Genomic DNA, 23,812 nt, shown 5'->3' on the forward strand with positions numbered 1-23,812 from the left:
TATTTCCGGTTCCAATGTGATGCAAAAAGTTGTTTTATTATAAAAACAACCGTTAAGAGTACGCTTTAAATCACACATCACGTTCAGGGAAAACATGGAAATTTTCTTCACCATTTTGATTATGACCCTCGTGGTCTCCCTCTCTGGGGTGGTAACACGTATGTTGCCGTTTCAGATCCCACTCCCGTTAATGCAAATCGCCATTGGGGCGCTGCTCGCCTGGCCGCACTTTGGCTTACACGTTGAATTCGACCCTGAGCTGTTCCTGGTGCTGTTCATTCCGCCGCTGCTGTTTGCCGATGGCTGGAAGACGCCCACCCACGAATTTCTCCATCATGGCCGGGAAATTATTGGCCTGGCGCTGGTACTGGTCCTGGTTACCGTGGTCGGGATCGGCTTCCTGATTTACTTCCTGGTGCCTGGCATTCCGCTGGTTCCGGCCTTTGCGCTGGCCGCAGTACTGTCACCGACGGACGCCGTGGCGCTTTCCGGGATTGTCGGCGAAGGGCGGATCCCGAAGAAGATCATGGGGATATTGCAGGGCGAAGCGTTGATGAACGACGCCTCTGGCCTGGTGTCCCTGAAACTTGCGGTGGCGGTCGCCGTTGGGGCGATGGCCTTTAGCGTTGGCGGCGCATCACTGGAGTTCTTCAAAGTGGCCGTCGGCGGCCTGCTGGCGGGGATTGCGGTCAGCTGGCTGTACGGTAAATCGCTGCGTCTGATGAGCCGCTGGAGCGGCGATGAACCGGCCACCCAAATCCTGCTGCTGCTGCTGCTGCCGTTCGCGTCTTATCTGATTGCTGAACACATCGGGGTTTCCGGCATTCTGGCCGCGGTTGCGGCGGGGATGACGATTACCCGTTCTGGCGTGCTGCGCAGTGCCCCGCTGACTATGCGTCTGCGGGCGAACAGCGTCTGGGCGATGCTGGAGTTTGTGTTCAACGGCATGGTATTCCTGCTGTTGGGCCTGCAGCTGCCGGGCATCCTCGAAACATCCGTTGCGGCGGCCAATGCCGATCCGAACGTTGAGCTGTGGATGCTGTTCCTCGACGTCGCGATGATTTATTTCGCGCTGATTGCGGTGCGCTTCCTGTGGCTGTGGTCGATGAAGCGCCTGAGCCTGCGCTTTTTGAAAAAGCGTCCGCTGGAGTTTGGCTCCTTCACCACCCGGGAACTGGGCATTGCCTCTTTTGCCGGCGTGCGCGGGGCTATTACCCTGGCCGGTGTGCTTTCCATTCCGCTGTTGCTGAACGATGGCACGCCTTTCCCGGCGCGCTATGAGCTGATTTTCCTCTCCGCAGGCGTGATCCTGTTCTCGCTGTTTGCCGGGGTTATCATGCTGCCGATTCTGCTGCGAAACGTTGAGGTCGGGGATAAATCTCTGGCGCGTAAAGAAGAACGGCTGGCCCGTTCCGCCACGGCGGAAGTGGCGATTGTCGCCATTCAAAAAATGGAAGAGCGCCTGGCCACGGACAGCAAAGAGAACATCGACGACCAGTTGCTGAAAGAGGTGAGTTCGCGGGTTATCGGGAACTTACGCCGCCGGGCCGACGGGCGCAATGACGTTGAAAGCAGCGAGCTTGAAGAGAACCTGGAGCGCCGCTTCCGTCTGACGGCGCTGCGTTCTGAGCGCGCCGAGCTTTATCACCTGCGCGCCACCCAGCAAATCAGCAACGAGACCCTGCAAAAACTCCTGCACGATCTCGACCTGCTGGAAGCGCTGCTGATCGAGAAAGAGTAATCCCGCTAGTTCTGGCCGGTTTCCACTTCCGGCCAGAACTCTCTGCAACAATCAATCCACGCCTGCGCGCTCTGCGAAATATAAACCCCTTCACGCCAAATCATCCCTAACTGCCAGCTCAGGTTGCTGTTCAGCGGTAGCCACATCAGCGTGGTGCGGTCGAGCTTGCGGCAAATCGGTTCCGGTAACACGGCAATCCCCACGCCGCCCTGAACCATCGCCGCCAGGAAGTCCCACTGCCCGCTGCGCACCGCGATACGCGGGGTAAAGCCGTTGTCGGCAAACAGCTGCATAAGCTGGCGGCTAAGGGAGAAATCTTCGTTGTAGATAAGCAGCGGGTGCTCCGCCAGTTCTGCCGGGTCGACGCTGGTGCGGCCAATCCACGGGCCGGAGCGGGGCACCAGCACGCAGAGCGGATGGCGGAACAGCGGCATCACCGTCAGCGCGCCTTCGTCTTCGACGGGGATGGCCGTTACCGCCAGATCCAGGTCGCCGTTAAGCACCGCCTGCTGCACCGTCAGGCCACCGAACTCGGAGATCTTGAACTCCACGCCGGGGTAACGATGCTGATACACGCCTATCGGGCCGGTCATCAGCGTGCCGACCATCGGCGGAATACCGAGGCGCAGCACGCCATTGGTGAGTTGCTTGATGTCGCTCAGCTCTGCCTCAAGCTGGCGAAACTCTGCGAGGATGGCCAGCCCGCGCTGGAACACCACCTGGCCGGTATCGGTCAGCAGCAGGCGGCGGCCGTCGCGGATCAGCAGCGTGCAGTTCAGCTCATCCTCGAGGTTGCGCAGCATTTTGCTGATGGTGGGCTGAGTGACAAACATCTTCTCCGCCGCCCTGGTGAAGCTCTGCTGGCGGACGACCTCAACAAAATAACGCAGCGTTCTGATGTCCATAACTATTCCCGTTAACTATACCTGCAATGATTTTAATTCATTTCAGTAGCGATGAACCGCTCTCTATAATCGGGGCTGGTATTTTTTCTGGAGCACCGATCATGGCTTTGGCGTTAGGCCGTTTTAGGCCTGCTGTAATGCATAGCCTGCGTGTCCCCGTGCAGGTTGCCCTGTACGCCGGGCTTTTTGTTTTTGCCGAACAGTTGGTTACGTGGGGGCATCTGCCGCTGCCCGCGAATCTGGTGGGGATGCTGCTGCTCCTGGCGCTCATCGTATGCCGCATTGTGCCATTGAAATGGGTCAGAGAAGGGTCTAAATGGCTACTGGCCGAGATGCTGCTGTTCTTCGTCCCGGCTGTCGTTGCCGTGGTGAACTACTCGCAGCTGCTGATGGTGGAAGGCTGGCGTATTTTTGCCGTGATTGCGGTCAGCACCGTGCTGGTGCTCGGCAGTACGGCCTTCGTGGTGGAAAAAGTCTACCGCTTCGAGCTGGCACGCGAAGCCCGCAGGCAGTCCCGCAATGACTAACTTCCAGCTAAGCTTGCTGTGCCTTGTGGTCACGCTGGTTTTCTACTTCGCCAACAAACGCCTGTATCGCCGTTTTCGCAAACTACCGCTGATGCCGCTGGTCTTTACGCCGGTACTGCTGGTGGGGATGCTTGTCTTCGGCCATATCTCTTACAGCAATTACATGGGGGAGGCGCACTGGCTGCTGTGGCTGCTTGGACCTGCCACCATCGCGTTTGCCGTGCCGGTTTACGACAACCTCCGGGTAATTAAACGCCACTGGATGTCGCTTTCTGCAGGCGTGCTCACGGCCATGGTGGTGGCGGTGACCAGTTCGATTTGGCTGGCCCGCTTATTTACCCTGCCGGACGGCATTCAGCGCAGCCTTGCCGTGCGTTCAATTACTACGCCTTTTGCCCTGGCGGCCGCTAAACCCATCGGCGGCGAGCCGGAACTGGTGGCGCTGTTTGTGGTGATCACCGGCGTGTTCGGTATGGCGGTAGGGGACGTGCTGTTTCTGCGCCTGTCGATCAGGGAAGGGATAGCCAAAGGCGCCGGTTTCGGCGCGGCTTCTCACGGTGCGGGCACCGCTCGCTCTTATGAGCTGGGGCCGCAGGAAGGGGTGATTGCCAGCCTGGTGATGATGCTGTCCGGCGTGGTGACGGTACTCGTCGCACCGCTGGTTAGCTGGCTGATGTTTTAACCTACCGGGGCATAGCCCCGGTAAGTGCTTACTAACTAGTGAGCCCGCCCCTGATCGATGCCGATGCCGGTTTGAGAGCGAATAAACTGCGCGCGGAACTTCTCTCGCTCCAGTTTCCCTTCCGGCGTGTTATCGGTAATCGAGAACAGCCAGATGCCAACAAACGCAATCAGAATAGAGAACAGCGCCGGGTACTCATACGGGAAGACCGCTTTTTCGTGGCCGAGGATTTGCACCCAGATAGTCGGGCCAAGAATCATCAGTACCACCGCGGTCAGCAGGCCAAGCCAGCCGCCAACCATCGCGCCGCGCGTGGTCAGCTTCGACCAGTACATCGACAGCAGGATAATCGGGAAGTTACAGCTTGCGGCAATGGAGAATGCCAGCCCTACCATGAAGGCAATATTCTGTTTTTCAAACAGAATACCCAGCAGGATAGCCACCACACCCAGCACCAGAACGGTGATTTTCGACACTTTCAGCTCATCACGTTCGGAAGCGCCTTTGCGGAAGACGTTGGCGTAGAGGTCGTGAGACACCGCCGAAGCGCCCGCCAGCGTTAACCCGGCCACAACCGCGAGGATAGTGGCGAAGGCAACCGCAGAGATAAAGCCGAGGAAGAGGTTCCCGCCCACCGCGTCGGCAAGGTGAACCGCTGCCATGTTGTTGCCGCCGATCAGCGCGCCCGCCGCGTCTTTAAACGCAGGGTTAGCACCTACTAACATGATGGCGCCAAAACCGATGATAAAGGTCAGAATGTAGAAGTAACCCATAAAGCCGGTGGCGTAAAACACGCTTTTACGCGCTTCGCGGGCGTCGCTCACGGTGAAGAAACGCATCAGAATGTGCGGCAAGCCAGCGGTACCAAACATCAGGCCGAGGCCCAGAGATAGCGCAGAAATTGGGTCTTTCACCAGCCCGCCAGGGCTCATGATCGCCGCGCCTTTCGGGTGAACCGCCATTGCCTCGTTGAACAGGTTGTTGAAGCTGAATCCGACGTGCTTCATCACCATAAACGCCATGAAGCTTGCGCCGAACAGCAGCAGCACGGCTTTGATAATTTGCACCCACGTCGTCGCCAGCATGCCGCCAAACAGCACGTACATCACCATCAGCACGCCCACCAATACCACGGCAACGTGGTAGTTGAGACCGAAGAGCAGCTCGATAAGTTTCCCGGCGCCAACCATCTGGGCGATGAGATAAAGGGCAACGACGACCAGCGAGCCACAGGCCGACAGCGTGCGGATTGGCCCCTGCTTGAGCCGGTAAGAGGCTACATCGGCGAAGGTATAGCGGCCCAGGTTACGCAGGCGTTCGGCAATCAGGAACAGGATAATCGGCCAGCCGACCAGGAAGCCCAGGGAGTAAATCAGGCCATCGTAGCCCGAGGTGTACACCAGCGCAGAAATCCCGAGGAAGGAGGCCGCCGACATAAAGTCACCGGCAATCGCCAGGCCATTCTGGAAACCGGTAATGTTGCCACCCGCGGTGTAATAGTCGCTGCGGGAGCGAACGCGCTTGGACGCCCAGTAAGTGATATACAGCGTCAGAGCGACGAAAATCAGGAACATGATGATCGCCTGCCAGTTAGTTGGCTGGCGCTGCACGTCGCCGGTTATGGCATCGGCGGCGAAGGCACCGGCGGGCAGCAAAGCGGCAAAGACCGCAAGAAAACGTTTCATTTAACCCCCACTTCACGCAGCACTTCGTTATTCAGGCGGTCAAATTCGCCGTTAGCACGCCAGACATAAACCCCGGTCAGCAGGAAGGAAATCACGATAACGCCGATGCCGATAGGGATGCCCCGCGTGACGCTGGTGCCCTCATGAAGCGGGGTGCCAAGCCACGCGGGCGCGAAGGCAATCAGCAAAATAAAACCAACGTAAATCACTAACATAATCAGTGACAGAATGGCGGCAAACCGTTGCCTTTTGGAAACCAACTCCCTGAAATGCGCACTGCTTTCTATCCGCTGATAAATGGTGTCATTCATCACAGAATCTCCAGAGGTTTTGTAGGGTAGGTATTTGTAGTTATTCCCTCTCCCGGAAGGGAGAGGGGGGAGAACAAGGTTACGAAGGTATGGTTAAGGCCTGTTTTTCTTCCAGCAGTTTTTCCACTACGCCCGGATCGGCGAGGGTAGAGGTATCGCCCAGGTTGCTGGTGTCGCCGGAGGCAATCTTGCGCAAAATACGGCGCATGATCTTGCCGGAGCGGGTTTTTGGCAGCGAGTCGGTCCAGTGCAGCACATCCGGGGTGGCAAGCGGGCCAATCTCTTTCCGCACCCAGTTGCGCACCTCGGCGTACAGCTCCGGCGTCGGCTCTTCGCCGTGGTTCAGCGTCACGTAGGCGTAAATCGCCTGGCCTTTGATGTTGTGCGGAATACCCACCACGGCGGCTTCGGCAATCTTCGGATGGGACACCAGCGCCGATTCGATTTCTGCGGTACCGAGGCGGTGGCCGGACACGTTCAGCACGTCGTCCACGCGGCCCGTTATCCAGTAATAGCCGTCTTCGTCCCGGCGAGCGCCGTCGCCGCTGAAGTACATGTTTTTGAAGGTGGAGAAGTAAGTCTGCTCGAAGCGTTCGTGATCACCGAACAGCGTGCGCGCCTGGCCTGGCCAGGAGTCGGTAATGGTCAGGTTGCCTTCGGTGGCGCCCAGCTGCGGATTGCCTTCGTTATCCACCAACGCAGGCTGAACGCCAAAGAACGGTTGAGTAGCGGAGCCCGCTTTCAGCTCGGTCGCGCCGGGCAGCGGGGTGATCATAAAGCCGCCGGTTTCCGTCTGCCACCAGGTGTCCATCACCGGGCATTTCTCATTGCCGATGTGCTTCCAGTACCACTCCCAGGCTTCCGGGTTGATAGGCTCGCCCACGGAGCCAAGAATGCGCAGCGAAGAGCGGTCGGTGCCTTCGGTAGCTTTATCCCCTTCGGCCATCAGCGCGCGAATGGCGGTGGGGGCGGTGTAGAGAATGTTCACTTTATGCTTGTCGACCACCTGCGCCATGCGGTTTGGCTTCGGCCAGTTAGGCACGCCTTCAAACATCAGGGTGACAGCGCCGCAGGCCAGTGGGCCGTAAAGCAGGTAGCTGTGCCCGGTCACCCAGCCCACGTCCGCGGTACACCAGTACACATCGCCCGGATGGTAGTCGAAGACATATTTAAAAGTGGTCGCGGCATACACCAGATAGCCGCCGGTAGTGTGCAGCACGCCTTTTGGCTTCCCGGTAGAGCCGGAGGTATAGAGGATGAACAGCGGATCTTCGGCATTCATTTCCACGGGCTGGTGCTGGTCGCTGGCTTTCTCTACCAGTTCGCTCCACCACAGGTCACGGTTCTGCTGCCAGTCGATTTTACCACCGGTGCGCTTCAGCACGATAACGTGCTCGACCGTTTTCACATTTGGATTTTTAAGCGCGTCATCCACGTTCTTTTTCAGCGGGATGGAGCGGCCAGCGCGCACGCCTTCATCGGCGGTGATCACCAGCCGGGAGCTGGAGTCGATGATGCGTCCGGCCACGGCTTCCGGCGAGAAGCCGCCAAAGATAACGGAATGCACGGCGCCAATGCGCGCGCAGGCCAGCATGGCAACGGCAGCTTCCGGCACCATTGGCATATAAATCGCGACAACATCGCCTTTCTTAATGCCCAGTTCGACCAAAGTATTGGCAAAACGGCAGACATCGCGATGCAGCTCGCGATAAGTGATGTTTTTGCTCTGGGTCGCGTCATCTCCTTCCCAGATAATGGCGGTTTGATCGCCCCGTTCTTTCAGGTGCCGGTCGAGGCAGTTGGCGGCTAAATTGAGCGTACCGTCCTCATACCACTTGATAGAGATGTTTCCCGGCGCAAAAGAGGTATTTTTCACCTTTTGATACGGTTTTATCCAGTCGAGAATTTTCCCTTGTTCGCCCCAAAACGCATCCGGGTCCTGTATCGACTGTTGATACATGGCCTGGTACTGCTCCGGGTTTATCAGGCAACGGTCCGCAATGTTTGCGGGAATAGCGTGTTTGTGTACTTGGCTCATGGCTTTTTTTCTCCTTTTGGATGTTAATAATATGTCACACAAACGTTAATAGTAGGGGTATTGGCAGCTTTGTTTACTTTTTGGGCGGCAGATCACGCATTAAAATAATTGCGCAAAAATTGTTCAAACAGATGAATCATAAGAAATAATTACCTTTGGTACTTATTTCCAAAAACGGGTAATGAATTTTTTTCCATAACAATAAGTTATATTCATAATTCTCATCAAAATCCTGTTTATCTATGCAATGTAAGTGCATAACCCTAAAAATGAAGGGTTGCGCAGCAGGCTATCGGGATGGTACTGATACGGCGCTTTAAAAAACCCCGCTTAACACCTGATGTTTGTCATACCCCCTTTCAGTTTGTGACCTTCTCCTGAGTCAACAGCATGGGAATGGCGTTTTTTTGAGGAACTGTCGTCGTTATGAAAAACTTTAAAATTAGCCTGGCCTGGCAAATATTGCTGGCGCTGGTGCTGGGCATTATCCTGGGAAGTTTTCTGCATTATCAAAGTGATAGCCGTGAGTGGCTGGTCGCTAACCTGCTGTCACCGGCGGGCGATATCTTTATCCACCTGATCAAAATGATCGTCGTGCCGATTGTGATTTCTACCCTGGTGGTCGGGATCGCGGGCGTTGGCGACGCAAAGCAGCTTGGCCGCATTGGGGCTAAAACCATCATTTATTTCGAAGTGATCACGACGGTTGCCATCATTCTGGGTATTACGCTCGCGAATGTATTCCAGCCGGGCCACGGCATAGATATGTCGCAGCTTGCTACCGTGGATATTTCGAAATACCAGCACACGGCTCAGGATGTACAAAGCCATTCTCACGGCCTGATGGGCACCATTCTGTCGCTTGTACCCACTAACATCGTTGCGTCAATGGCGAAGGGCGAGATGCTGCCGATCATCTTCTTCTCGGTGCTGTTTGGCCTGGGATTATCCTCGCTGCCCGCTACCCACCGCGAGCCGCTGGTGACAGTCTTCCGCTCCATCTCTGAAACCATGTTCAAAGTGACGCATATGGTAATGCGTTATGCACCTGTGGGCGTTTTCGCCCTGATTTCCGTGACCGTGGCTAACTTTGGCTTCGCCTCGCTCTGGCCGCTGCTGAAACTGGTCGTGCTGGTGTACGTGGCGATTGCCTTCTTTGCGCTGGTAGTACTGGGTGCCGTGGCGCGCCTGTGCGGGCTGAAAATCATCATTCTGATGCGGATCCTGAAGGACGAACTGATTCTGGCGTTTTCTACCGCCAGCTCTGAGAGCGTGCTGCCGCGCATCATAGAGAAGATGGAAGCCTATGGCGCCCCGGCGTCTATCACCAGCTTCGTGGTACCAACAGGCTATTCGTTTAACCTGGATGGCTCCACGCTTTACCAGAGCATCGCGGCGATCTTTATCGCCCAGCTATACGGGATTGAGCTGTCGCTGTGGCAGGAAATCATTCTGGTGCTGACGCTGATGGTGACCTCAAAAGGGATTGCTGGCGTGCCGGGCGTCTCCTTCGTGGTGCTGCTGGCGACGCTTGGCAGCGTCGGTATTCCACTGGAAGGGCTGGCGTTTATTGCCGGGGTTGACCGTATTCTGGATATGGCGCGTACCGCGCTGAACGTGGTCGGCAACGCGCTGGCGGTGCTGGTTATCGCCAAGTGGGAGCACAAATTCGACCATAAAAAAGCCCAGGCCTATGAGCGTGAGCTTTTTGGGAAGTTTGACAGTAAAGCCAGTAGTTAAGTAAAGCCCCTCACCCCGGCCCTCTCCCGGAGGGAGAGGGGGAGAACATGTGCTTTATCCACTTCCCCCACGGGGACGAGGGGGAAAACATGTGCTTTATCCCCTCTCCCCTATGGGGAGAGGGTTAGGGTGAGGGGATGTATTACCCCCTCGCGCTTTCGCGCAGACGGGCCTTCAGCTTATTGTATTCATCAATCACATACTGCTCGGCGGCCTGCTGGTCGGCGATCGGCTCGACGCGCACGGCGCAGTACTTGTACTCCGGCGTTTTGGTTATCGGGCTCAGGTTCTCCGCTACCAGCTCATTACAGGCGCCAATCCACCACTGATAGGTCATGTACACCGCGCCTTTATTCGGACGCTCGCTGACCGCCGCCCGGGTGATAACCCGGCCTTTACGCGAATTCACCCAAATCAACGCCTCATCTTCAATACCCAACCGGGCGGCATCTTCGACGTGGATTTGTGCATAGCCCGGCTCATCGGCGAGCGCCGCCAGCGCGGCACAGTTCCCGGTCATTGAGCGGCAAGAGTAGTGGCCGACTTCACGCACCGTGGAAAGCACCATCGGGTACTCGTCGGTGACGCGATCGATAGGCGGTGCCCAGTCGCAGGTGAAGAACTGCCCCAGGCCGTTAGGGCGCTCGAACTTGCTCTCATACAGGTAAGAGGTGCCCTGGTCCGCGTCGGAGGTATCCCGGCAAGGCCACTGGATATAGCCCAGTTCCCCCATCTTCTCGTAGGTCGCCCCGTAGAAGTCCGGGCACAGATGACGCAGTTCGTCCCAGATTTCCTGGGTATTGCGGTAGTGCATCGGGTAGCCCATGCGGGTGGCGATTTCGCTGATAATCTGCCAGTCCGTTTTGAGATCCCACTTCGGCTCAACCGCTTTAAAGAAGCGCTGGAAGCCACGGTCGGCGGCGGTGAAGACCCCTTCATGCTCGCCCCAGGAGGTGGACGGTAAAATAACGTCGGCCTCAGCGGCGGTTTTGGTCATGAAGATGTCCTGCACAATCACCAGCTCAAGCCCGGCAAACGCCTGGCGCACGGCTGAAAGCTCGGCGTCGGTTTGCAGCGGATCTTCCCCCATAATATAGGCGGCGCGGACTTCACCGTGCTCGACCCGGTGAGGCAGTTCGCTGATGCGGTAACCGTTAGCTTCCGGCAGCGCGTCCACGCCCCAGGCGGCGGCAAATTTGCTGCGCGTCGCCGCGTCACGAACGTACTGGTTACCGGGGAACATGTCCGGCAGCGCACCCATATCGCAGGCGCCCTGCACGTTGTTCTGGCCGCGAACCGGGTTCACGCCCACGTTAGGCTTGCCGAGGTTGCCGGTCATCAGCGCCAGGCTGGTGAGTGAGCGCACGGTTTCCACGCCCTGGTAGAACTGGGTCACGCCCATGCCCCACAGGATGGTGGCCGTTTTGGCCTTAGCGTACATACGCGCGGCCGCACGGATCTCCGCGGCGCTGACGCCAGTGATTTCTTCCACGGACTCCGGCGTGTAGCCTTCAACGATCTTGCGATACTCTTCGAAGCCCTCGGTACGAGCAGCGACGAACGCGTGGTCGTAAAGATTCTCTTCAATAATGACGTGGCCAATCGCGTTCAGCAGTGCGATGTTCGAACCGTTCCGTAACCTTAAATGCATGTCGGCAATGCGCGCGGTTTCAATTTTGCGCGGATCGACAACGATAATCTGAGCCCCTTTCTGCTTCGCCTTAATCACGCGATTAGCCACGATAGGGTGTGAATCTGCCGGGTTGTACCCGAACACAAAGACTAAATCAGTATCCTCAATCTCGACGATAGAGTTACTCATCGCGCCATTACCGACCGACTGGTGCAGACCTGCAACCGATGGGCCGTGTCAGACGCGTGCGCAGCAATCGACGTTATTGGTCCCAATAACGGCGCGCGCAAATTTTTGCATTACATAGTTGGTTTCATTGCCTGTTCCGCGTGAGGAGCCGGTGGTTTGAATGGCGTTCGGGCCATATTTGGCTTTGATCTCGCTCAGGCGTGAACTGACGTAATCCAGCGCTTCATCCCAGGAAACGGCTTCCAGCTTGCCCCCGCGCTCGCGGCGGATCATCGGGGTTTTCAGGCGCGGGGTAAGGATTTTGGTGTCAGTGATAAAATCCCAACCGTAATAACCCTTCAGGCACAGGTCGCCCTGGTTAGTTTTACCCTGTGCGCCTTCCGCCTTGACGATTTTGCCGTTATCCACCACCAGGTTTATCTTGCAACCTGAGGCGCAATAGGGGCAAACCGTGACGATTTTTTTCATCATGTTGCTCCAGTCAATGCTGTCATTTGAGTGCGGCTATCTGATTAAACCGCCTCGCTGCGCCACTAAATGCATTATCTATGCCACATAGAGTGAGTGGGTAATGGCGTGGGTTTCAGGGGCATCTGGGGAACAGGCTGACGAGAGAAGCAGGATTTCGTCATAAATGACGTGTCGAACTGACGGCCATTTGTGACAGTGATAGAAAATTCCGCACGGATCTGTGTTCTTTCCGCGGCGCTCAATCAACAATCGCTCAAACTAAAAAGAACCTCCTCACCTCCGGAGAAAATAATGAAACCTGCAATCCTGGTGGTGGATGACGACAAGGCCATTTGCGACGTGCTGCGCGATGTGCTCAGTGAACACGTCTTTGACGTGCTGGTGTGCCATACCGGTAATGAAGCGCTGCAGACCGTTGCGGCAGAGCGTTCTATTGCGCTTATTTTGCTGGACATGATGCTGCCGGATACCAACGGCCTGCTGGTGCTTCAGCAGGTGCAAAAACTGCGTCCCTCTTTGCCGGTGGTGATGCTGACCGGCATGGGCAGCGAGTCCGATGTGGTGGTGGGCCTGGAAATGGGGGCGGATGATTACATCGCTAAACCGTTCAATGGCCGCGTGGTGGTGGCCCGAGTCAAAGCGGTGCTGAGGCGTAGCGGGGCGCTGGCGCTGGAAAGCAGCCCGACCAAAACCCGCGGGCTGCAGTTTAACGGCTGGTGGCTGGACACCGACCGCTGCCAGTTAATGAATGCCCGGCAGCAGCAGGTTGACCTGACTCAGGGGGAATATGGCCTGTTGCTTTCTCTGGTGCAGAACGCCAGGAAAGTGCTGTCGCGGGAAAAGTTGCTTGAGCTCACCCACAGCGAAAGCCTGGAAGTGTTTGACCGCACCATCGACGTATTAATTATGCGGCTGCGGCGCAAAATCGAGGTCAACCCGCACCAGCCCACGCTTATTCGCACCATTCGCGGCGTGGGCTATGTCTTTGCCGCTGACATTACCCCCGGCGAGAATAATGCGGTTTAACGTTTATTTCCCGGTCGAAAAGTAGCGGGCCGGTGAAGTGCCAAAGGCATTTTTGAACATATGAATAAAATTGCCCGGCGAGGCATAGCCCAGAAATTCTGACACCTCCGACACCGACATTCCCTGTGCCAGCTTATCCAGCCCGTGGGTCAGCCGGGCCTGCCTACGCCATTGGGCAAAATTCAGGCCGGTTTCCGCAACAAAAAGGCGACGCAGGGTACGAGGCGAAAGCGCCCCGAATGCCGCCCACGCTTCGAAAGTCCGCTCATCGCCGGGGTTGGCCAGCAGCGCAGAGGCCACTTTTTTCAGCCGATGATCTGTCGGCATTGGCAAATGCAGCGCCTCGTGCGGCGCGCGGCAGATCTCATCGTAGATAACGGCGGCTATACGCTGCTGCTCCGGTTCAGGCTCTGCCTGCTTGTCCCATCCACAGGCGCGGCGAGCGAGAGCGTGAAGCACCTCCGAGACGGCAATCACGCAGGGCTTTTCCGGCAACCCCGAGCAGCTTTCAGGCGTAATCAGCAGCGTCCAGCCTTTTACGGCTCCGCTGATGCTGACCTTGTGGGTTACGCCCGGCGGCAGCCAGCTGGCGCGATGGGGAGGCAAAAACCAGGCCCCGTCAGCGGTGTGAACGTGCAGTAAACCGGACTCCACGCAAAAAACCTGGCCGCGCAGATGCTGATGCCAGGCCACCTCCCGCGTGCCGAGCAGATATTCACTTTCAGGGGCGAGACTGCCTGCAAGGGCAATCAGCGCCGGGCCGCTAAGCCATTCGCTGTAATCGGGGGCAGCCGGCTGGGGGGAATTTTTTATCATGGCCAGTTTTCACTATTTATCGTCCGTATAACGTTATCCTTGCGTTGACGAGCCGTGCAACTCTTTTGTGGAACCTAATCAGGCCACAGAGGATGCCTCATGAGTACTTCAAGCGTTGCAATTATTGGTGCGGGGTTGGGCGGGCTGGCGCTGGCTCAGGGTCTGAAAAGCCGTGGCATCAGCGCCACCGTTTACGAGGCGGATTCGGCGTCCGACAGCCGTATTCAGGGCTACCGGATTAGAATCGACGCCCAGGGGCAGCAGGCGCTTGCCAGGGTGTTGCCCCCTGCGCTTTATCAACTCTTTCGACAAACGGCCTCGGTAGCCAGTACGGAAGGGCGTTTTCTGGATAGAGCCGGGCAACAGGCCAATGGCCGTCAGCCTGAAGGCTGGCATCGGGCCGAACAAAACCCCGATCTTGCCCCAGATTTAAGCATTCATCGCCAGACGCTGCGGGAAATCCTGATGTGCGGCCTCGAGGGATCCATCTGCTATGGGCACGCCCTGGAGGGGTACCACCGGGAGAGTGAAGGCCGGGTAGGGCTAAGATTTACACATACGGCTGAGGCAAGCTGCCGGCTTCTGGTCGGCGCAGATGGCGTGAATTCCCGGGTCAGGGCGCAGCTTGCCCCGGACGCTGTGCCGGCGGATTCCGGCTATCTCTGCCTGTATGGGAAAAGTGCTTTAACGGCGGACAAGGCGTTGTACGAAGGCACTAACGTGCTGTTTTGCGACGGGTTCAGCGCCATTGTTGATGAAATGCGTTTTCGCCAGGATTTCACGGCGCTTGCGGCAAAGGCGGGTTGTGACGGCAGGCTCACGCAGGCCGAGGATTATCTTTACTGGGCGCTGATCGGCCCCGGTTCACGGTTAGCCGTCCCTTTTGGCAACCTGTCTCTTCCCCCGGCGCTGCAAAAGCTCATGGAAAGCACGCGGCCGGAGCATACCGCGACGCTGCCGGTCCGCTACGGCAATCCGAATATTGCCTGGCAGCCCGGAAACGTCACGCTGCTGGGCGATGCTGTCCACGCCATGAGTCCGGCTGGTGGTATCGGGGCTAATACTGCGTTGAGAGATGCCGCCGACCTGGCCACCGCGCTTCACGGCAAGGGCCTGTCCGGTATAGCTGATTATGAACGCCTGATGCTTGCCAGAGGCAACGCGGCCGTTGCAGATTCCGCCATAGCGGCCGCGAGGCTTTCCGGCTAGATAAACTGCCGGTACTCATGGCACAAAAGCAGAGCCGGGGCGGCATCTTCGGTAAGGGTGCTGAAGCGCTCCAGAGGCTTTAAAAAGCGATTGTCGTGGTCGTCATCGTTGACCATCGACACTTCGCCGACCAGCACGTCGCCGTAACCGGGTTCACCCCAAAAGCTGTGGTACATCTCGGGCACCAGGCTGATGCTTTCTCCCGGCGATAAGCGCAGTTGGCTGCCTGCCGCGTGCGTCTGGCGACAGCCGTCAATCACTACTGTGATATCCGCCTCATCAGGCTGTTCGAATGGGTCAGAGTGCCACAGTTCGACAATCAAATTACCGCCGCCGCGGTTGATGATGTCCTCCTGCTTGCTCCAGTGGAAATGCATCGGCGTCATCTGGTTATCACGTACGTGCATGACTTTCTCGGCGTAGGATTTGGCGTAGGGCGTGCCTTCCGGGGAGCCATTGCGCAGGGTAAACAGCGTGAGGCCCATGGTCAGGAAGTCGCTGCCGCCGAAGTCGGTAATGTCCCACCCGAGCTTCAGATCGAAGACCTCCTGCCAGCTACGGGGGTTTACCTGCAGCCATTTTTGCGGCGAAAAGCTACCGAACGGCGGCAGTTGCACACCGTGGCGGGCAAAAAACTGCCGGGTTTCATTCAGGTACTGGTTAACCTCGGAGCGTTTCATCTGGCCTTCCTTTGATGTGGAGCCTCACCCTAACCCTCTCCCTGGAAGGGAGAGGGGACTGACGGCGTTCTGAATCTGAGAGGCAACTGACGATTTTTCGCCCTCTCCCCTTTGGAGAGAAGGCCGGGGTAGGGGAAAATTACTTCACCGTCCACCCTTTGTAGCTGCCGATATTGCTCTTATCGATCATCGTCACCGGGATCAGCACCGGGCCTTTCGGCGCGGGTTTGCCCTGCAAAATGTCATAGCCAATCTCGACCGCCTTCGCCGCCATGACCTGCGGATCCTGTGCCGGCGTCGCCACAAACAGCGAGCTGCCGCCGCGCTTCAGGGCTTCTTCACCGTCCGGGCTGCCGTCCACGCCGACAATAAAGAACTCGTTACGCTGAGCCTGTTTTGCCGCCAGATCGGCCCCGATCGCCGTCGGATCGTTGATCGCAAATACGCCGTCGATCTTCGGATTCGCCGCCAGCAGCGAGGTCATCACTTCCAGGCCACCTTCGCGGCTGCCCTTAGCATTTTGATTAGAGGAAAGGATCTTAATGTCCGGGTGTTTTTTGAACTCGGTTTCGCAGCCCTCAACGCGGTTCTGCACGGCGGAAACCGGTGGCCCGTTGATGATCACCACATTGCCTTTGTCTTTCAGACGATCCGAAATGTACTTACAGGCCATTTGCCCGGCCTGGGTGTTATCGGAGGTGATCGTGGCATCGGCCCCGTCTGCCGCAACGTCTACCGCGACAACGACGATCCCGGCGTCTTTCGCGCGTTTTACCGCCGGGCCGATCCCTTTGGAATCTGCGGCATTAAGGATGATCATGTCCACCTTCGCGGCGATAAAGTTGTCGATCTGCGCGACCTGCTGACCAAGATCGTACCCGCTGGAGACCAGCGTCACTTTCACGTTGTCGCCGGCGAGCTTACGGGCTTCCAGCTCGGCGCCTTTGGTGATCTGCACGAAGAACGGGTTGGCGAGATCGCCCACCGTCACGCCGATCGACTTCAACTCTTTCGCCTGGGCAAACGGCGCGCCGGCGATCATTGCACCAGCCAGTAACGCAGTAACTATGGGTTTCAAACGCATGCTGTTTTCCTCACTCGTAGGGTAGGGTTTTGTTGTTATGCACTTTGATTGTGACGGGTACGGTATTTGTCGATCAGCACCGCTATGATGATCACCGCCCCTTTGATCACCAATTGCCAGAAATAGGAGACGCCCATCAGCGTCATACCGTTATTGAGCGTGGCGATAATCAGCGCCCCCACCAGCGTGCCGGTGATGGTGCCAATCCCGCCCACGAAGCTGGTTCCGCCGAGGATAACGGCGGCGATGGCATCCAGCTCATAGCCCACGCCGAGGTTACCGTTGGCGCTGTAAAGACGTGACGCACTCATGATGCCGCCCAGGCCGGAAAGTAGCCCGCTCATGCCGTACACGAACAGCAGTACCATCCACACTTTGATGCCGGTCAGGCGTGCCGCCTGCATGTTGCCGCCTACCGCGTAGATATGAACACCCAGCGTGGTGCGGCGCAGAATGAACCAGCACACCGCAATCACCAGCAGGGCGATAACCACCAGCCACGGCACCGGGCCGAGATAGGCGTTACCAATCCACTCAAAGTTGATATTGGAGTTAATCACCGTCGTACCGTCGGCCAGCAGATATGCCGCGCCGCGCAGCGCGGTATAGGTGCCGAGCGTGACGATAAACGGCGGCAGCCCCGCCCAGGCGACCAGCATGCCGTTAAATAGCCCCAGCCCGGTGCCCATCAGCAGCGCCGCCGGAATCGACAGGCCTTCCCAGCCGGGCATCAGCGACACGACCATCGCCGTCACGGCCGTGGTGCCGAGGATGGAGCCCACTGACAGGTCGATGCCGCCGGTCAGAATGATGAAGGTCATCCCCGCCGCCAGCACGATGTTGATGGACGACTGGCGGGCAATATTGAGCAGGTTAGACTCGGTGAAGAAGTTAGGTGCCACAAAGCCAAATACCGCGATGATCAGTACCAGAATCGGCAAAATACCGACGGTTTGCATCAAATCGCCGAACAGGGCTTTTTTAAGCGAGGCGGATTTTGCCACCGGTTGCGTGCCTGAGTTAGTCATGGTGAACCTCTTTCTTATGGGCCTCGGTCACGCCGGTAGCCAGGGTCATAATATTTTCTTGAGTAATGTCGTGGCGCAGCAGCTCGCCGGCAATGCTGCCTTCGCGCATGACATACACCCGGTCGCTCATGCCCACCACTTCGGGCAGCTCGCTGGAAATCATTAAGATGGCCACGCCCTGGCGGGCCAGCTGATTCATGATGCGATAGATCTCACTCTTAGCGCCCACGTCCACGCCGCGTGTAGGCTCGTCGAGGATCAGAATGCGCGGGCCAATCGCAACCCAGCGGGAAATCAGCAGTTTTTGCTGGTTGCCGCCGGAAAGGCCGCCGGCACGAACCTGCGCGTGAGGGACGCGGATATTCAGCAGGCTGATGGCGTCGTCGGAAATGGTCTGGGCTTTTTTGCGGTCGAGCATGCCGAAGTGGGCGTCACGCTCAAGCGTGGCCATGGTGATGTTGTCCTGCGCGGCCAGCTCAAGGAACAGCCCCTGCTCTTTGCGGTTCTCGGTCAGAAAGCCGATGCCGTGCTGAATCGCCTCGCGGGGTGAGTGAAGAGTCACCGGCTCACCGTCGATCTCAACCGATCCGCCCGTGGCCTTACGCACGCCGAAGATCAGCTGCGCCAGCTCTGAACGTCCCGCGCCAACCAGCCCGGCCAGGCCGACTATCTCCCCGGAACGGACGTGCAGGCTCACCGGCTGAACCTTGTCGTTGTCCGTCAGATGATGAACGTTGAGGCGAGGACTACCCAGCGGGATATCACGCTCTTTGTTAAACAAGTCGCTAAGGGGCCGGCCAACCATCATTTTGACCAGTTCGCTGGCGTTAAGGTTTTCGCGCGTCAGGCTGCCGACGTACTGGCCGTCTCGCAGGACGCTGACCCGGTCAGACAGCTCGTAGATTTCCGCCATACGGTGGCTGATGTAGATAATCGCCATGCCTTCATCGCGAAGGCGGAAAATCAGCTCAAACAGGCGGTGCGTTTCGCGGGATGAGAGGGCGGCGGTGGGTTCATCCATCACCAGGATGCGGCTGTTGCGCTGGAGCGCGCGGGCAATCTCAACCTGCTGTTGCTCGGCAATAGTGAGCTTCATCACGAGGTCGGTTGCTTTGAACTGCGCGCCGAGGCGGTCAATCACCGCCTGCGCCTGTTGCGCCATCTCTTTACGCTGCACGAGGCCGCCGCGCGCCAGTTCGCTGCCGAGGAAAATGTTCTCCGCAACGGTAAGATTTGGCGCGAGCTGCATCTCCTGGTAAATCAGCGTAATGCCCGCATTAAGGGCATCTTTTGGGCCTTTGATGACGTAGGGTTCACCGTCGATCAGCACTTCGCCGCTGGTGGCGATGTAAGCCCCGGCGAGGATCTTCATCAGGGTACTTTTGCCTGCGCCGTTCTCGCCCATTAGCGCATGGATTTCACCGGGAAAGACCGTTAAATCGACGCCTTTTAGAGCATAAAATTTGCCAAATGACTTGGCAATATTGCGCATTTCCAGAATGGGAACTCTGCTCATGGTGCGGCGCCTGGGGTGGTTATCAATAAGCGCCAGTCAACCACACGCCGGTAAATGCAAAATGTCAGCGGCCATTCATATTTGTCATAGAGTTGAATAGTTAACCTGGATCACATTCCCGGTGCGGAAATATTTATCAAAATCCGTGCTCTGCTTAACTGGAGTGCATGTGTGACCCTCACCCCGGCCCTCTCCCTGAAAGGGAGAGGGGGGAAAGACGGCGCGTAATTCTTTGGCCCCAGTTTATATTAGGGAGAGATTGCCCTCTTTTTCTCCCCTCTCCCCTCTGGGGAGAGGGTCAGGGTGAGGGGAAAAACAACCACGGAGCCTCTATGACCCAGCCTCGCCCGTCCTTCTTCGCCAGCGCCCGTGGCCGACTGCTGTTTTTCAACCTGCTGGTAGTGGCGGTCACGCTAATGGTCTGCGGGGTGGCCGTGCTCGGCTTTGAGCACGCCAGCCGCCTGCAGGAACAGGTGCAGGGGCAAACGCTGCTCGACATGTCCGGCAGTATGGAACTGGCGCGCGACACCTCTAACGTGGCGACGGCGGCGGTCAGGCTTTCTCAGGTTGTCGGCGCGCTTGAATACCAGAGCGAAGCGGAGAGCCTGAAACAGACCCAGCTTTCGCTGCAAAACTCACTGTCTCATCTGGCCACCGCGCCGCTGGCCAGGCGCGAACCGCATCTGGTCAGCCGGATCATCGACCGCAGCAATGAGCTGGAAAGCAGCGTCACCAACATGCTGGTGATGGGGCACCGCCGCCATTTGCAGCGCAACCTGCTGCTGAGCGCCCTGTACCAGAACCAGAGCTACCTTGAGCACCTGCAGGACGTTAACGCGCGCGAAGGCTTGAACGTGCCGGATGCGGCGCTGCTGAAAGAAATGGATCGCCTGATCCTGGTGGCGATTCAGTCTTCCTCGCCGAGGCCGGCGGTACGCCAGCTTAGCGAAGTGATGCAGCTTCTGCCCGAGCGGGCATCGTCGCCGCTGGCGGACAGCATTTTGCAGCAGTTCAGAAATGGTCTGCACCAGCTGCCGCCGCTTTCCACCCAGCTTGAGGAGAGCGATCTGGGCATCGCCTGGCATATGTACCACATCAAAGCGCTGGTGGCTTTTCTGAATCAGGACATCAATCTGTACGTGCAAAAGGTGGGGGAAGAGTCCCGGCAGCGAAGCCAGCAAAGTCACCGGGATTTGCAGTCCATCATCGCGTTTATCGGCCTGTTTGCCCTGCTGGCGCTGGTGATCACCGGCTTCGCCGGGCTGTATATCTACCGCAATCTGGGCTCTAACTTAACGGCCATTTCCCAGGCGATGACGCGGCTGGCAAAGGGCGAAAAAGAGGTCAGCGTGCCCGCCCAGCAGCGGCGCGATGAGCTGGGGGAACTGGCCAGGGCGTTCAACGTTTTTGCCCGCAATACCGCGTCGCTGGAGCACACTTCTCGCCTGTTGAAAGAGAAAAGCACCCTGCTGGAAACGACCTTCCATGCCATGCGCGATGGCTTTGCGCTGTTCGACAGTGACGGCTTCCTGGTGGTGTGGAATCAGCAGTACCCGCTGCTGCTGGGGCTTGATCCGCAGCGCCTGCAGCGCGGCCAGCACTATCTCGGGCTGCTCAAGCAGGTCACGCCGCTGCAGGAGCATATGTTGGGTAATCTCTCCCGGCCACTGCCAAAGCCGCAGGAACTGAGGCTGGCGGACGGGCGAACCATCGAGCTGCGCTTTAGCCCGGTGCCGGGGCGGGGCATCGTGAACGTGGTGCTGGAACGCAGCGAGCGAAAAGCGCTGGAAGAGGCGCTGGTGCATAGTCAAAAAATGAAGGCGGTGGGGCAGCTCACCGGCGGCCTGGCGCACGACTTCAATAACCTGCTGGCGGTGATTATCGGCAGCCTTGAATTGACCGCGACCGACTCGCCGGATGCCGTGCGTATTCAGCGTGCGCTTAAGGCCGCCGAGCGTGGCGCACAGCTGACCCAGCGGCTGCTCGCCTTTTCCCGCAAACAGTCGCTGCACCCCCGGGCGGTGGCGATGAAAAGCCTGCTGGAAAACCTCGATCCGCTGATGCGCCACTCTTTGCCCGCCCACCTCACGCTTACCGTTGAGGCCCAGCAGCCCGCCTGGCCCGCGTGGATCGACGTCAACCAGCTAGAGAACGCAATCATTAACCTGGTGATGAACGCCAGAGACGCAATGGAGGGCCGCAGCGGTGAAATTAAGATCCGTACCTGGAACCAGCGCGTGGTCCGCGGCGAAGGGCGGAAACAGGATATGGTGGTGGTGGAAGTGGCTGATACCGGACACGGCATGACGGACGAAGTGAAAGCGCAGGTGTTTGAGCCGTTTTTCACCACTAAGCAGACCGGCAGCGGCAGCGGGCTGGGGCTGTCGATGGTGTGTGGCTTTGTGCGCCAGTCCGGCGGGCGGGTGCAAATAGAAAGCGAGCCCGGGAACGGGACTCGGGTCATATTGCAGCTACCTCGTGCGTCTGCGGAGGTGCAGCCGGAGGCCGTGCCGCTGGCCGGTGAGCAGGCCGATATTGCCGACCAGCTTGTGCTGGTGCTGGAAGACGAACCGGACGTGCGCCAGACGCTGTGCGAGCAGCTGCATGAGCTGGGGTACCTGACGCTGGAAGCCAGCGACAGCCAGCAGGCGCTGCGGCTGATGGCGGAGGTGCCGGACATTAGCCTCGTTGTCAGCGACCTGATGCTGCCCGGCGAGCTCAGCGGCGCGGATGTGCTGCAGCAGGCTCGCCGGCACCATCCTCACCTGAATTTGCTGCTGATCAGCGGCCAGGATTTACGCCGCAGCGAGCAGCACCTGCCTGAGGTGGAACTGCTGCGCAAGCCGTTTACCCGAGTGCAGCTTGCTGAGGCGCTGCGTAAAGCGCGGGCAGGAAGCAGGCGCGGGCTAGCGTAGCCGCCCCCTGGGCGCCGTTAAAGGCTGAGGAAGAGGCGTTAATAAAGCGCACGGCATCATGCGGCAAAGGGTGGCGCAGATAGCGTTTAGTCTGCGCCACCAGCGCCTCACGCGGAAAATCGACCATGTCCATAACTCCACCGCCGAGAATCACCGCATCAGGGTCAAACAGGTTGATGCTGGTGGCGATGGCGCGCGCCGCGTGGTCGAGCAGGGCAACGACAAACGGCTCCTGAGCAGCAAAGGTAAACAACTCGCCAATCTCATACGTTTTCTGGCTGGCGTCGTACCAGCGTTTCAGGGCAATTCCCGAGCACACCGTCTCCAGGCAACCGGCGTTCCCGCAGCCGCAGGTGAGGTGCATATCGCCCTGCGGGATATGGCCCAGTTCGCCGGCAACGCCGTGAGCGCCGGTCCATGGCGCGCCGTTCAGCCAGACGGCAAAGCCCATGCCGGTGCCAAGATAGGCGCCGAGCACCTGCTGGTGCTGCAGGTCATTTTGCGCGACGTCGAAAGAGAGCTGCAGGTTTACATCCCGAGCAAACTCGACCGGGCAGCCGATAGCATCCTCCAGCTTGGCCGCCAGCTCGTTCAGTTCCTGCGCGGAAAGCGGCAAATTCGGCGTGGAGATAACCGTACGCTTGTCTTTGCCCACCAGCGCCGGGAACCCCATCACCATGCCGCGACAGCGGGCGTTAAAGCTGCCTAACCGGTCGTTCAGCAGTTGGGCTATCCCGCAGACCACGCCGCCGACGATAATCTCTGCCGTGCGCTGTTTTTCACAGTGCAGCACCGTGCCGGACTCATCCTGCAAACACAGGCGGATATGGGTGGCGCCCATATCCACTCCGGCCACCACGTTAAGCGGTTTTGGCATGGGGCATAACCTCGTTTTTGGCCGCCAGGATCTGCTCGCTCATCACCTGCCAGGCCTCGTCGATATCCCGGGCGTGGTTAAACAGTCCGGAAGTGCCAACGATAAACACATCTGCCCCAGCGGCCATGAGTCGTTCATAGGTTGCCGCGTTGCAGGAACCGTCAATTTCAATCTCGTAGCTCAGCCCTTCGCGTTCGCGCCAGGCTTTCAGCTCGGCCACTTTTTCCAGCATTTCGGGGATAAACGGCTGGCCGGCAAACCCAGGGTCAACGGTCATCACCGTTACCTTGTCTGCCTTATGAATGTAGTACTTCATCGCCTCGACCGGCGTTTCCGGGTTCAAAATCAGGCCAACTTTCATACCGTGGCGGCGGATCTCTTCGATGAGGCGGAAGGCCTGCCCGTTGATGGTTTCCGGGTGCAGGGTAATTATGTCCGCCCCGGCCTCCGCCAGCGGGACGATGTAATCCTGCGGGCGGGTGACCATCAGATGGCAGTCCAGCGGCTTGCTGGCAAGCTTTCTGACCTGGCCGACGAAGAACGGGGACAGCGTCAGGTTTGGCACAAAGTGACCGTCCATAATGTCGATATGGAAGTAGTCCGCGTGCAGGTCGATAAACTCAATCTGTTCCTGGAATTTTGCCAGATCCATGCACATCAAAGAGGGGGAAATTTTCATTACAAGCTCCAGTAATTCTATGGATTTCTGACAGCGGGTGCGGCTCACGCATCTGCCGTT

The 23,812-nt window shown here is 58.1% G+C and carries 20 protein-coding genes; 7 read left to right on the forward strand and 13 right to left on the reverse strand.

The window, feature by feature from the left end:
• The first annotated feature begins 94 nt into the window (after positions 1-94).
• Positions 95-1,741, forward strand: coding sequence for a sodium:proton antiporter (locus tag VW41_00910; protein ID AJZ87703.1), 1,647 nt, complete (start codon positions 95-97; stop codon positions 1,739-1,741).
• 5 nt (positions 1,742-1,746) lie between these two features.
• Here VW41_00910 and VW41_00915 read toward each other — a convergent pair whose 3' ends face one another.
• Positions 1,747-2,646 (reverse strand): transcriptional regulator, encoded by a 900-nt coding sequence (locus VW41_00915; GenBank protein ID AJZ87704.1) that lies wholly within the window; start codon positions 2,644-2,646, stop codon positions 1,747-1,749.
• Between the two features lie 101 nt (positions 2,647-2,747).
• On the opposite strand from VW41_00915, the gene VW41_00920 reads away from it, so the two are divergent.
• Complete coding sequence (locus tag VW41_00920; GenBank protein AJZ87705.1) at positions 2,748-3,173, forward strand: LrgA; 426 nt, start codon at positions 2,748-2,750, stop codon at positions 3,171-3,173.
• Complete coding sequence (locus tag VW41_00925; protein ID AJZ87706.1) at positions 3,166-3,855, forward strand: LrgB; 690 nt, start codon at positions 3,166-3,168, stop codon at positions 3,853-3,855. The genes VW41_00920 and VW41_00925 overlap by 8 nt, the downstream gene beginning before the upstream one ends.
• A gap of 35 nt (positions 3,856-3,890) precedes the next feature.
• Here VW41_00925 and actP read toward each other — a convergent pair whose 3' ends face one another.
• The 3 genes from actP to VW41_00940 form a co-directional block, all read right to left on the reverse strand.
• Positions 3,891-5,540 carry an acetate permease gene (actP, locus tag VW41_00930; protein AJZ87707.1) on the reverse strand — a complete coding sequence of 550 codons (1,650 nt, stop codon included), beginning with the start codon at positions 5,538-5,540 and terminating at the stop codon, positions 3,891-3,893.
• Positions 5,537-5,851 (reverse strand): membrane protein, encoded by a 315-nt coding sequence (locus VW41_00935; GenBank protein ID AJZ87708.1) that lies wholly within the window; start codon positions 5,849-5,851, stop codon positions 5,537-5,539. Before VW41_00935 ends, actP begins: the two co-directional genes overlap by 4 nt.
• Positions 5,852-5,930: 79 nt before the next feature.
• Positions 5,931-7,889, reverse strand: a complete 1,959-nt coding sequence (locus tag VW41_00940) for an acetyl-CoA synthetase (protein AJZ87709.1) — start codon at positions 7,887-7,889, stop codon at positions 5,931-5,933.
• A 426-nt stretch (positions 7,890-8,315) separates the two neighbouring features.
• Here VW41_00940 and VW41_00945 point away from each other — a divergent pair, with 426 nt between their 5' ends.
• Positions 8,316-9,629 carry a glutamate:protein symporter gene (locus VW41_00945; GenBank protein ID AJZ87710.1) on the forward strand — a complete coding sequence of 438 codons (1,314 nt, stop codon included), beginning with the start codon at positions 8,316-8,318 and terminating at the stop codon, positions 9,627-9,629.
• A gap of 142 nt (positions 9,630-9,771) precedes the next feature.
• On the opposite strand, the gene VW41_00950 is transcribed toward VW41_00945, so the two are convergent.
• Together VW41_00950 and VW41_00955 are read right to left on the reverse strand one after the other, a co-directional pair.
• Positions 9,772-11,451, reverse strand: coding sequence for a formate dehydrogenase (locus VW41_00950; protein ID AJZ87711.1), 1,680 nt, complete (start codon positions 11,449-11,451; stop codon positions 9,772-9,774).
• 48 nt (positions 11,452-11,499) lie between these two features.
• The gene (locus VW41_00955) at positions 11,500-11,919 is read right to left on the reverse strand and encodes a spermidine/putrescine ABC transporter substrate-binding protein (GenBank protein AJZ87712.1); all 420 of its coding nucleotides are present in this window, start codon (positions 11,917-11,919) and stop codon (positions 11,500-11,502) included.
• A 294-nt stretch (positions 11,920-12,213) separates the two neighbouring features.
• Between VW41_00955 and VW41_00960 the strand changes: the two genes are divergently transcribed.
• A complete protein-coding gene (locus VW41_00960) occupies positions 12,214-12,948 on the forward strand; it encodes a histidine kinase (GenBank protein ID AJZ87713.1) in 735 nt (244 codons plus the stop codon).
• Between the two features lie 3 nt (positions 12,949-12,951).
• On the opposite strand, the gene VW41_00965 is transcribed toward VW41_00960, so the two are convergent.
• Entirely contained in the window at positions 12,952-13,764 is an 813-nt protein-coding gene (locus VW41_00965) for an AraC family transcriptional regulator (GenBank protein ID AJZ87714.1), read from the reverse strand.
• A gap of 99 nt (positions 13,765-13,863) precedes the next feature.
• Between VW41_00965 and VW41_00970 the strand changes: the two genes are divergently transcribed.
• On the forward strand, positions 13,864-14,973 hold the full coding sequence (locus VW41_00970) for a hypothetical protein (protein AJZ87715.1): 1,110 nt from the start codon (positions 13,864-13,866) through the stop codon (positions 14,971-14,973).
• Here VW41_00970 and VW41_00975 read toward each other — a convergent pair.
• The 4 genes from VW41_00975 to VW41_00990 form a co-directional block, all read right to left on the reverse strand.
• The gene (locus tag VW41_00975; GenBank protein AJZ87716.1) at positions 14,970-15,653 is read right to left on the reverse strand and encodes a sugar ABC transporter; all 684 of its coding nucleotides are present in this window, start codon (positions 15,651-15,653) and stop codon (positions 14,970-14,972) included. The two genes, VW41_00970 and VW41_00975, sit on opposite strands and share 4 nt — an antisense overlap.
• Positions 15,654-15,792: 139 nt before the next feature.
• On the reverse strand, positions 15,793-16,737 hold the full coding sequence (locus VW41_00980) for a transcriptional regulator (GenBank protein ID AJZ87717.1): 945 nt from the start codon (positions 16,735-16,737) through the stop codon (positions 15,793-15,795).
• A 35-nt stretch (positions 16,738-16,772) separates the two neighbouring features.
• Entirely contained in the window at positions 16,773-17,765 is a 993-nt protein-coding gene (locus VW41_00985) for a ribose ABC transporter permease (GenBank protein ID AJZ87718.1), read from the reverse strand.
• Entirely contained in the window at positions 17,758-19,281 is a 1,524-nt protein-coding gene (locus tag VW41_00990; GenBank protein AJZ87719.1) for a D-ribose transporter ATP-binding protein, read from the reverse strand. The genes VW41_00985 and VW41_00990 overlap by 8 nt, the downstream gene beginning before the upstream one ends.
• Before the next feature lie 332 nt (positions 19,282-19,613).
• Between VW41_00990 and VW41_00995 the strand changes: the two genes are divergently transcribed.
• The gene (locus VW41_00995; protein ID AJZ87720.1) at positions 19,614-22,196 is read left to right on the forward strand and encodes a histidine kinase; all 2,583 of its coding nucleotides are present in this window, start codon (positions 19,614-19,616) and stop codon (positions 22,194-22,196) included.
• Here VW41_00995 and VW41_01000 read toward each other — a convergent pair.
• Together VW41_01000 and VW41_01005 are read right to left on the reverse strand one after the other, a co-directional pair.
• Positions 22,129-23,073: a sugar kinase gene (locus VW41_01000; GenBank protein AJZ87721.1), complete on the reverse strand. Its 945-nt coding sequence runs from the start codon at positions 23,071-23,073 to the stop codon at positions 22,129-22,131. The two genes, VW41_00995 and VW41_01000, sit on opposite strands and share 68 nt — an antisense overlap.
• Entirely contained in the window at positions 23,057-23,752 is a 696-nt protein-coding gene (locus tag VW41_01005) for an allulose-6-phosphate 3-epimerase (GenBank protein ID AJZ87722.1), read from the reverse strand. The genes VW41_01000 and VW41_01005 overlap by 17 nt, the downstream gene beginning before the upstream one ends.
• Positions 23,753-23,812 lie beyond the last annotated feature (60 nt).

Source organism: Klebsiella michiganensis, assembly GCA_000963575.1.
Taxonomy (GTDB): domain Bacteria; phylum Pseudomonadota; class Gammaproteobacteria; order Enterobacterales; family Enterobacteriaceae; genus Cedecea; species Cedecea michiganensis_A.